10 protein-coding genes are annotated in these 8122 nt (G+C 56.2%); 3 read left to right on the plus strand and 7 right to left on the minus strand.

Going from position 1 to position 8122, the window contains the following annotated elements; genetic code table 11:
* The coding region (locus AC2FPW_RS16850) for a calcium-binding protein (protein ID WP_496814650.1) at window positions 1-408 on the plus strand (408 nt) is incomplete at its 5' end.
* An 822-nt stretch (window positions 409-1230) separates the two neighbouring features.
* On the opposite strand, the gene AC2FPW_RS16855 is transcribed toward AC2FPW_RS16850, so the two are convergent.
* From AC2FPW_RS16855 to AC2FPW_RS16865, 3 genes are all read right to left on the minus strand, one after another.
* On the minus strand, window positions 1231-2268 hold the full coding sequence (locus tag AC2FPW_RS16855; protein WP_496814651.1) for a hypothetical protein: 1038 nt from the start codon (window positions 2266-2268) through the stop codon (window positions 1231-1233).
* Between the two features lie 87 nt (window positions 2269-2355).
* Window positions 2356-4215 (minus strand): relaxase/mobilization nuclease domain-containing protein, encoded by a 1860-nt coding sequence (locus AC2FPW_RS16860; protein WP_496814652.1) that lies wholly within the window; start codon window positions 4213-4215, stop codon window positions 2356-2358.
* A complete protein-coding gene (locus AC2FPW_RS16865) occupies window positions 4212-4631 on the minus strand; it encodes a hypothetical protein (protein ID WP_496814653.1) in 420 nt (139 codons plus the stop codon). Before AC2FPW_RS16865 ends, AC2FPW_RS16860 begins: the two co-directional genes overlap by 4 nt.
* 616 nt (window positions 4632-5247) lie before the next feature.
* Between AC2FPW_RS16865 and AC2FPW_RS16870 the strand changes: the two genes are divergently transcribed.
* Entirely contained in the window at window positions 5248-5496 is a 249-nt protein-coding gene (locus tag AC2FPW_RS16870) for a hypothetical protein (RefSeq protein ID WP_496814654.1), read from the plus strand.
* A gap of 10 nt (window positions 5497-5506) precedes the next feature.
* Here the strand turns inward: AC2FPW_RS16870 and AC2FPW_RS16875 are convergent, their stop codons facing one another.
* Window positions 5507-5665: a hypothetical protein gene (locus AC2FPW_RS16875; RefSeq protein WP_480791303.1), complete on the minus strand. Its 159-nt coding sequence runs from the start codon at window positions 5663-5665 to the stop codon at window positions 5507-5509.
* A gap of 16 nt (window positions 5666-5681) precedes the next feature.
* On the opposite strand from AC2FPW_RS16875, the gene AC2FPW_RS16880 reads away from it, so the two are divergent.
* Window positions 5682-5966, plus strand: coding sequence for a hypothetical protein (locus tag AC2FPW_RS16880; RefSeq protein WP_496814656.1), 285 nt, complete (start codon window positions 5682-5684; stop codon window positions 5964-5966).
* Window positions 5967-6196: 230 nt separating this feature from the next.
* Here the strand turns inward: AC2FPW_RS16880 and AC2FPW_RS16885 are convergent, their stop codons facing one another.
* From AC2FPW_RS16885 to AC2FPW_RS16895, 3 genes are all read right to left on the minus strand, one after another.
* Window positions 6197-6484, minus strand: a complete 288-nt coding sequence (locus AC2FPW_RS16885; RefSeq protein WP_475190827.1) for a hypothetical protein — start codon at window positions 6482-6484, stop codon at window positions 6197-6199.
* Between the two features lie 62 nt (window positions 6485-6546).
* Window positions 6547-7104, minus strand: coding sequence for a hypothetical protein (locus AC2FPW_RS16890; RefSeq protein ID WP_496814657.1), 558 nt, complete (start codon window positions 7102-7104; stop codon window positions 6547-6549).
* A gap of 57 nt (window positions 7105-7161) precedes the next feature.
* Window positions 7162-8034, minus strand: coding sequence for a DUF932 domain-containing protein (locus AC2FPW_RS16895; RefSeq protein ID WP_480774392.1), 873 nt, complete (start codon window positions 8032-8034; stop codon window positions 7162-7164).
* Window positions 8035-8122 lie beyond the last annotated feature (88 nt).

Below are 8122 nucleotides of genomic sequence, written 5' to 3' on the forward strand. Positions count from 1 at the left end.
GACCGCAACGCATTCCGCGTCGCAACACTGGGCACCGACGGGGACGATCACTTCGACGGGTCCGGGGCGAGCGACGACTATGTGTTCCGGGGTGGCGAAGGCAACGACACCATCAACGAGTACTCCACCAACTACCAGGAAAACGACCGGCTGGTATTCGGGGAGGGCATTGATCAGGCAGATGTCTTCAGTTTCCGCTCTGACATAAATGCAGATGGCGTTGATGATTTGGTGATTGGCATTGAAGGTACTGCTGGCTCAATAACTGTACTAAGCGAGTACACCAATTCAAACCAAGGCTTACATCGACTAGATGAATTCGTGTTTGCCGATGGCACAACGCTTGATCATGATGCTTTCGTCGCAGCAACATTCGATCAATCGCAGGAAGACACATTCTTGATTTGATCTAAAGCGGGGGCGCAATCTGCGCCCCTTGCGACCTGCCATTGACATGTGAATTTCAGACTTGTTCTGACGGACACCTCAGTTGCCGAGAACGCCCGCTTCAGGTCATCACCAACTTTCGGGCATAACTCGTGCCGAAGGTCTGAGAGGTCTTCGACCCTTCTTTCGAACGTGACTGACTCACCTTTGCGGGCCACTGAAATCATGCTTGTTGTGACCAGATCTACAATCTGGTTATTGCGAAATACCTGAACCGAAATTTGGTTCACTCATTGGTACCCTTCTTGTACGCGGCCGTATATCTTCAGTTCTTGCCAGAGGCGCGGCGCATTCTACGGATACACCGATTCATGATTGTGGTGCGTTCGGCCCGCAGTTCCTTCAGAGCTTGCTCCTTTCGCTCGATCCTGACGTGTAGTTTGGCAAGACGCACTATCTCCCTCTTTTCCGCGAACCGAAGCCATGCAGCCCGAAGCCCGAAAACACTGGCGGGCGACGGCTTGATGACCCTCTCAGGAGGCGGGTTGTTATGCCCCATCATCGGCGCAATCTGTGCAGTTGAATGCACTGCACAATGGTTTTGGTTTGTCGCCAACATCATTGGCCTCCTGCACGAGAAGCCGTAGCCGGTGGTCGTGCGGCCTGGACGACGCATTGTTCCAGTCCAGAAATTTCGCTGTTCCCAGCAACGCATTTCACTACCGCCAGCCGCCACTCAGTTGTGAGGCGCTTTTCTGTGTGCGTTTTGGTTGCGTACCAAGTCCCTGCGACGGCGGCGAGCAAGATCAGAATGCGAACAATCATCTATCATGTCCTCCGTGGTTAAAGGCTATGACCGTCATCTTCATGGACGTGGGTGGCCTGTTCGCGGGTATGGGCAATCTCTTGCACCACGGCGGCAATGTTGCTGGATGAAACTTGGTGCAGCTCACCGACAACGGCCTCGGCGCGCTCGTAGCTGTCCGGAACACCTTGGCTGTTAAAATGGGCGGCAGCGGTGGAAATGTCCGCGTCTCGCCAAGTCGCCGTGGTGCCGACTGAAACGCTGTCATGATCGTTGTAGCGGGCCAGGAACTTGTTTCCATCGAGTCCGAAGCTGTTGGCGGTTGCAACAATGTCGTCACGCACTGCCAGCCATTTTTCGGCCTCGGACGGGTCCAGGTTGTCCAACTCGGCCGCATTCATGGACGTGGTGTAACTGTCGTCGGCAACAGTGTATGCTTGCAGGTCAGTGTCGTATGGGCGTAGCTCGGCAACATCGCCCTTCAGCGCTCCGATCTGCACATCCATTGCAGCACGCAGATGCGGATCTTCGACATCTCGTGCAAGAGCCTCCATGTTCTCGATGGAGTTCACGATGTCCTTGGTCTGCTGTTCGTAGTTCTCGAAACCGGCCTGACCCAGAGCGGATTGCATATACTGAACATAGCGATCACCGGGCGACTGGTAGTCGTCGGAATCCTGAAAATCCTTATCTTCAGTCAGATCCGCTAGGGACGAGTAGTAAGGGTGATGCAGATCATATTCTTGCGCCTCGCTCATGTGCTGAGCAACCAGAACACGCATATCCGCCAAGTCCACGGGTTCCCCCGTCCTCTCAGCGGTTTCAATTTCGATCTTAAGTTCATTGATCAGGTCAGCTTGGCCGATATGCTCAATTACGCGCTGGCTGGCCTGGTCCTCGATGTCGAAGCTCTTTGAAGCGATGGCTGCACGATCAAAGCCCATCGCCTGCTGTTCTTTCTTGATGATGTCGATCTGCTCTGAAACGCGATCCTCGCGCGGGGCGGATTGATCAAATTGGGAATAGGGTGCGAAGTGTTCGACTTCGTTCAAAAGATAGTCTGTACGCGAAACCATAGTTTTTCCTTTGCGAGTTGATGGAAAACTCTGTGATGGATCTGCCTACGGCGTTGGCGCGCTCATCAGGCAGACCGGGTGAAGTCCTTATAGGCTGTGTCCGTCATCCTCCTCCAAGCTATGACCGGTATCGTCACCGCGCCCTTGCAAGAGTGGGTGAGTAGCGTGGGCGTGAACATCAGACAATTCTTCTGAGATTGCGATGATCCTGGAAGAAGCAAGCTGGTGTAGCTCGTCAACAACGGCCTCGGCTCGGTCGTGGCTGTCCGACAATCCTTGAGCCTGGAAGTGAGCCGCTGCGGTCGCAATGTCGTCGCTGCGCCATCCCATTGTTGTGCCCAACGTGACATTCTCATGATCCCCAAACCGGGCAATGAATTTCTCGCCATCGAGGCCATAGCTCTCGGCGGCGTCAGAAACCTCCTTACGGATCGCGGCCCACTTGTCGGCTTCTGGATAGTCCAAGACATCCATTTCAGCGGTGCCCATTCCCATCATCGTAGAATACCGGCGGTCCTCGATGATGAAGGCTTGAAGGTCGGGATCGTTGGGCCGCATGTTGGCTACGTCCCCTTTCAACTCACCTATTTGAATATCCATTGAAACGCGCAGATGAGGATCTTCAACCTCGCGCGCCAGTCCTTCCATTTTTTCGATGGACTGCAAGATTTCAGCAGACTTCTTCGACCAATTGTCACTGGCATCCTCGCCCAAAGTATCGCGCATGTAAGCGTCATAGCGCACCGCTGGCGGCGAGTAGTTTTCGGACGCTTGATAGTCTTTGTGATCGACAATATCGGCCATCGCCGAGAGCGTTCCTCCGCTTTCCTCGATGTGCTGATGGGCGTCAATGTGCTGGACGACGCGGGCTTTCAGATCAGGGCTGATTGTTTCCTCATCGCCTCCCAATTCGATGTGTCGGCGCAGCTCGCGCATCAACTCCGGCGATTTGTAATCGGGGCCTCCTGGCTCACCGTAATCATCAAAGTGATCAGCTTGATCCAGCAGATGTTCCATTTTCGATACCATAGGTTCCTCTCCTTCAATGAGCTTGATGGCAAACTCTTCGATCTTTTCGCTGACGGCGTTGGCGCGCTCGTCAAACAGATCGGACATTCTTGCGATGGATAAGGTCATCCAATCCGCAGCCCTGTCGCGGGCAACAGCCTCGACTTCAGGGGTATTCTCGATAACCGACATTCCGGCCTGTGCCTTCCATGTGTCGGTCTCGACTTCCTGCCGCAATCCGCGTTCAAGGCGGGTCGTCGCGGTCAGCTCGATCCCGTACTTTTCAGCGGTCTCGGCATGGATGGTTCGCAACACATCAATGTTCATGTCGCTGGTCATTCCCATGGCCAGCCACTGCCCATGTTCGACGCCCCGACAGTTCACAACGAGGTGGACATGAGGGTTATTCGTGTCCTGGTGAAAGACAGTCAGATAGTCCCAGGTATCGCCAAAATCACCACTGCCAAACACGCGGTCCGCAAACTCCAAAGCGGACTGGTGAGCCGCCTCCGGATAGGTCCCTTCAGGGAAGGACACGATCATGTGGCGCGTGTAGCCGTAGTTGGTTTTGCCGGTGAAATCGTCGGCCCAACTCTCGATCAGATCATTTATCTGATCCCGATCCAGAGGCGTCACACCGTTGTCACGAATATCCAGAACACCCTCGGCGCGGACGGTCAGATAATTGATCTGGCGTCGAAGTTCCTGCGCGTTCTTCACCCCACCCTTGCGAACGTGTTTCACGACAGCCTCGGGCTTGCCAACCACAGCACCAAGCCGCGCTTTGACGGGTGAAGCCCGCGAAACCATGAACTTCATGCGCTTGGCAACTTGCAACTGTTGGTTGACACGCTTGGATTGATCTACACCCTTTTGAGCTTCCCGGAAGGCCAGCTCAAGCAACTCCCCTGCTGTCAGATCACGGGCGGCAACATTCATTCTTCAGGTGTCCAATCGTCGTTACGCAAGATCCGGCGAATAGCGGACTCGGGCTCCCGGTTGCGACGCGCTGCTGTGATCATCGCCTTCAGGTCTTGCCGGTGCTGGATGATCGCACGATGGAGGTTTTCGACATCGCGCCGGTCGTCATCCGTCCAGATCACCGTGCCGCGCTTGGCCGATTTCGCAAGCTGGTTGAGATTGGTGTACCCACCCTGAACCTGCCGCAAGTGCTTCTGCCAGAGATCCACAACAGCGGGGTCAGGATCGAGATAACCGATCAGACGATAGACGAGACGCTGAATGACCTGGTTCCTACTTTTGGCTCCGAGGGATTTCACGGCAGATTCCAATCGAGCAATAGCATCGACTGGCATTCGAACGGAAAAGACATCGGTTTCGGCGGTTTTGCTCATGGCTCAAAAGTAGTGTAAAGCAATTTGTAACACAACCACCTAATCTTGTCATAATCTCCAAGAGTAAACCGATGTGATTTGAGAAATCCGTATTTTCTCCAATCATGATCGGAGCAACTTTGCTCTTGGAGGCTATTTCCACGCCGGGAAAAGGGTTCCGTCCCTTTTCCAATCAACAGGCGTGGGTGCCGGTGGACTGGCGCAGGGCAATCACGCAAAGCGTGGGCTGCCCGAACAGCGCCCGTCACTTTCCGGCACGTTAAATGCAATCTGCATTTAACGTGCGCCTGGGCGCGCTCAACTTCCCGACGCTCTAGCGGCGGGTGCCGACGAGTTGGCATTGGCTCTGCCGGTCAGGTCTGTGCGCCAACAAATCGGCTGGGCTGCAGCCGCGCGACCCGACGAGCTGACCGGCTGTCGCACATCAGGTCAGGGTGTCTCGGTCGGGATCTTGGCACGGTGCCAGTCGCGCGGCTTCGCGTTGGGTGGCGCGAACGGGGACCGAGCGGCCAGCCTTTACGCTGGCTCTGAACGGACCCGTGGGGTAGATGCTGAGAATAGAAGGGTTGAAGATTTTCAGACCGCGTGAAAAACGCACTACCGGGGGTTGTACGTTGTGAGGGCTTGGGATTATCCGTTTGAGCTGGTCCGGATCAACTGCAAGACCTGCGGGCGGTACGGGCAGTACCCGAAAAAGCGGTTCATTGAGCTGGTCGGTGCTGACACGCCGCTGCCCTCGGCGCTCAAGATCATCGCCAAGACATGCGACCGAGAAAAGGACGGGCTGGCCCTGCACAACCGATGCGGGGCGGGCTATCCGGATCTCGCCCGGATGTTCGATGATAGGAAGAACAGGACGCGCTGAAAGGGCGGGGTCAGTCTCGCGCGACGGTCAGTCGGGCGGCTCGGTCAGACTTCCAAACCTCGATAGTGGCGCGCTGTTCCGCGTGCCAGCAAAACGCTGAAACTGCTGCCACCAAAAGGGCACCGGCAACAGCAATGTCGATGGTGTGATGAACACATTTCTCAAGCATCGGAATCCTCCTTTTGGTGGTTGCAGACCGGGCACGGATTGCCCCGCCGAATTTCGGTATCGGTCATGTCAAAACACCATCCGGCGTCATGACCGCACTGACCGCATATGAAGTGCCCGCCCTTGGCGGTTCGCCAACCGGGCATCATACCGGGGGCCTGACCTACACCAGCCGCGTGCATCAGAACGCGCCGGGGTCGGCGCGGCTGATCGAGACCCGGCAAGGTGAACTGGCGGCGCATCTACCCTGCCTCTGGCAGAGGTTCATCCATCCGAGTCTTGAACCGAATGGTGGCATCTAGCGCGGCGTCTCCGGTTTCGGCCTCCGGCACTCCGGGGACCAACCACGTGTCATTCCATGACATGCGGGCGCGTCCATCCAGTTTGCGGGTCAGCTCGTCCTCTGTCCCTTCACCAATACAAATCCCGCCCTCGATGTCGGGATGCTCGGAAAGCTCGATGTGTCCAGATCGGAAACAATGGGCATACATTGAACGGTCCTTTCCGTTTCAGTTTTCGGGCTTCGCCCGGCTTAGTGCTGCCAGTTGTCCCGGCCATATTTGCGGCCAAGAATGGTGATGCGATCCTGCCCGTCGATAGGCACGCTCTGGTGGACAAGCTCACCAAACGGGTTGACGCCGTAGACCGAAACATCGTCGCCGCCAAAACCGTAGATCACGAATTTCCACGGTCCCCGGCCCTGCTCACGGGTTTGAAAAAACCCGTCGAAGTTTCGGCATTCCCAGGCACCGGCCCACCAGTTTGCGCCTGGTGTTCCCTTCTCGCTTGGGGCCATCGGTATCAAATCAAGCTGCTGCATTTCTGCTCTCCATCGGGCAAATGGCGGGGGCCGCTTTTGCGGCCTCCCGGCTTTGCAAGGTTTCAGTGGGCGGTGGTCTCGGGCTGATAAGGGTCGAGTTGATCAGAACCCGAATAGTCGGAGTAATCGACAAACGCCTCGCGCAGATCGGCCAGCGAGTGATTGTCAAAATCATCGACGCGCTGATCCTCGTCCGGAATCTCGTCCTCGTTGGCCTCGTGAATTGCGTGCGTCAGATCCTCGGCAATCTCTTTGAAATCTGTGACGGCAATCGGACCCTCGCCATTGCGGGGATAATATCCATAGTGAATGTCGCCAGCCATGAACCCTTTGCCGGTCTCGTTGGCGATCTGGCGCGCGATCCGCACAATGTCACGGGGATTAAATTCGTCGTGTACCGCGTCGGCCACAAAACAGGCGTTCTCGTCGGACCCGTCTTTATGCCAGCCGTAGATCGTCCAGAACTCGGCCCATCCAGCTTCACATTGAACGGTTGCCTGTTCGCTTTCGTCGTGACGTACCGGCGCAATGGTGAACCACTCATATTTTTCCAGCGTGTCGCCTACCGGCAAATTGTTGAAACGCTCGTGGGCGACTGTGTTGATGATGTTTGCTTGCATGGTCTCTGCTCCGAGTCAGGGGGTATGCGCGGCCCGGATCGAGCCGCGCGCTGTTCTTCAGGCGGCGAGGCTTACGCCCTTCAGCTCTGCCATCTTTTCAGTGAGAGACCAGACGGCCCGGTTCAGGGCTTTGTTCTGGTCGATGCCCTTGACGCCACGGGTGCGCTGTCGGCGTGTGCGGCCATTGGCATCTTTGACACGACCATGCAGCCCGCCCTTGATGACGTTCTCCTGCAGAACATTGCCAACGGTCCACAGATCGGTCAGGCGGTCGGCATTACGGCGGGTTCTCAACAGAGCGTCAGCCTGAACCGGCGCGGGCTTTCCATCTTCTTTGTGAGCCTCGGGAAAGCGCAGTTCATGCACCACTTCTGCGAACACTTTGCGCTCGGCGTCGTCCAGAGAGATACCTTTGAAGGTTTCAACCTGCTCGGCCACATGGGGCGCATCTTCCAATACAGTGTAAGCGCCTTCGATAACCTCATGAATAGCGTCACCAGAATGGCGCACCTTCACCTCGTTAAAGCTATCACCAACCATCAAGCCGTTGGCGCAGACGAACCGAAAGAACCCCGGCACCATCTGATAGCTGCTGGTTCCATCGTTGGCGTTGACCAAGATGATTTCAAAGGCTTCGCCTTCGGCATTGGTGATCGAGCGGTGACGCAGGCGCAGCATGTGCTTGGTGAACTCGGCTTTGCCTTCAATGCGGGTGTTGGCCTGCTGAGCAAAGAATGGGTCAAACCCTTCCTTACGCAGTCCGGTCAGAACGTCGATTGTCGGCACCACAACAAAGCGGTCAGACCGGCTTTCGTGGGCTTCGGTTGCGAAGATCGAGGGCACGGCGGCGCGCAGTTGATCGTCAGTCAAGGCTTCCCCTGTGACCAGACCACCGCAGGACATTCCGCTCATGTAACGATTGTAACCCATAGAAAAACTTCCTTTCTTTCGTGGCGATGCGGTTGCCGATGTTTCCCGGCTATCCGCTAATGGGCGCGGCCTTCTGATCTGTTAGCTG

The sequence above is a fragment of the Ruegeria sp. SATB027 genome, assembly GCF_059613825.1.

Excerpts from the sequence above, each read along its gene's own strand:
- AC2FPW_RS16890 (WP_496814657.1), bottom strand. The coding sequence starts at position 7,104 with ATGCAAGCAAACATCATCAACACAGTCGCCCACGAGCGTTTCAACAAT.
- AC2FPW_RS16895 (WP_480774392.1), bottom strand. The coding sequence starts at position 8,034 with ATGGGTTACAATCGTTACATGAGCGGAATGTCCTGCGGTGGTCTGGTC.
- AC2FPW_RS16855 (WP_496814651.1), bottom strand. The coding sequence starts at position 2,268 with ATGGTTTCGCGTACAGACTATCTTTTGAACGAAGTCGAACACTTCGCA.
- AC2FPW_RS16875 (WP_480791303.1), bottom strand. The coding sequence starts at position 5,665 with ATGCTTGAGAAATGTGTTCATCACACCATCGACATTGCTGTTGCCGGT.
- AC2FPW_RS16885 (WP_475190827.1), bottom strand. The coding sequence starts at position 6,484 with ATGCAGCAGCTTGATTTGATACCGATGGCCCCAAGCGAGAAGGGAACA.
- AC2FPW_RS16860 (WP_496814652.1), bottom strand. The coding sequence starts at position 4,215 with ATGAATGTTGCCGCCCGTGATCTGACAGCAGGGGAGTTGCTTGAGCTG.
- AC2FPW_RS16865 (WP_496814653.1), bottom strand. The coding sequence starts at position 4,631 with ATGAGCAAAACCGCCGAAACCGATGTCTTTTCCGTTCGAATGCCAGTC.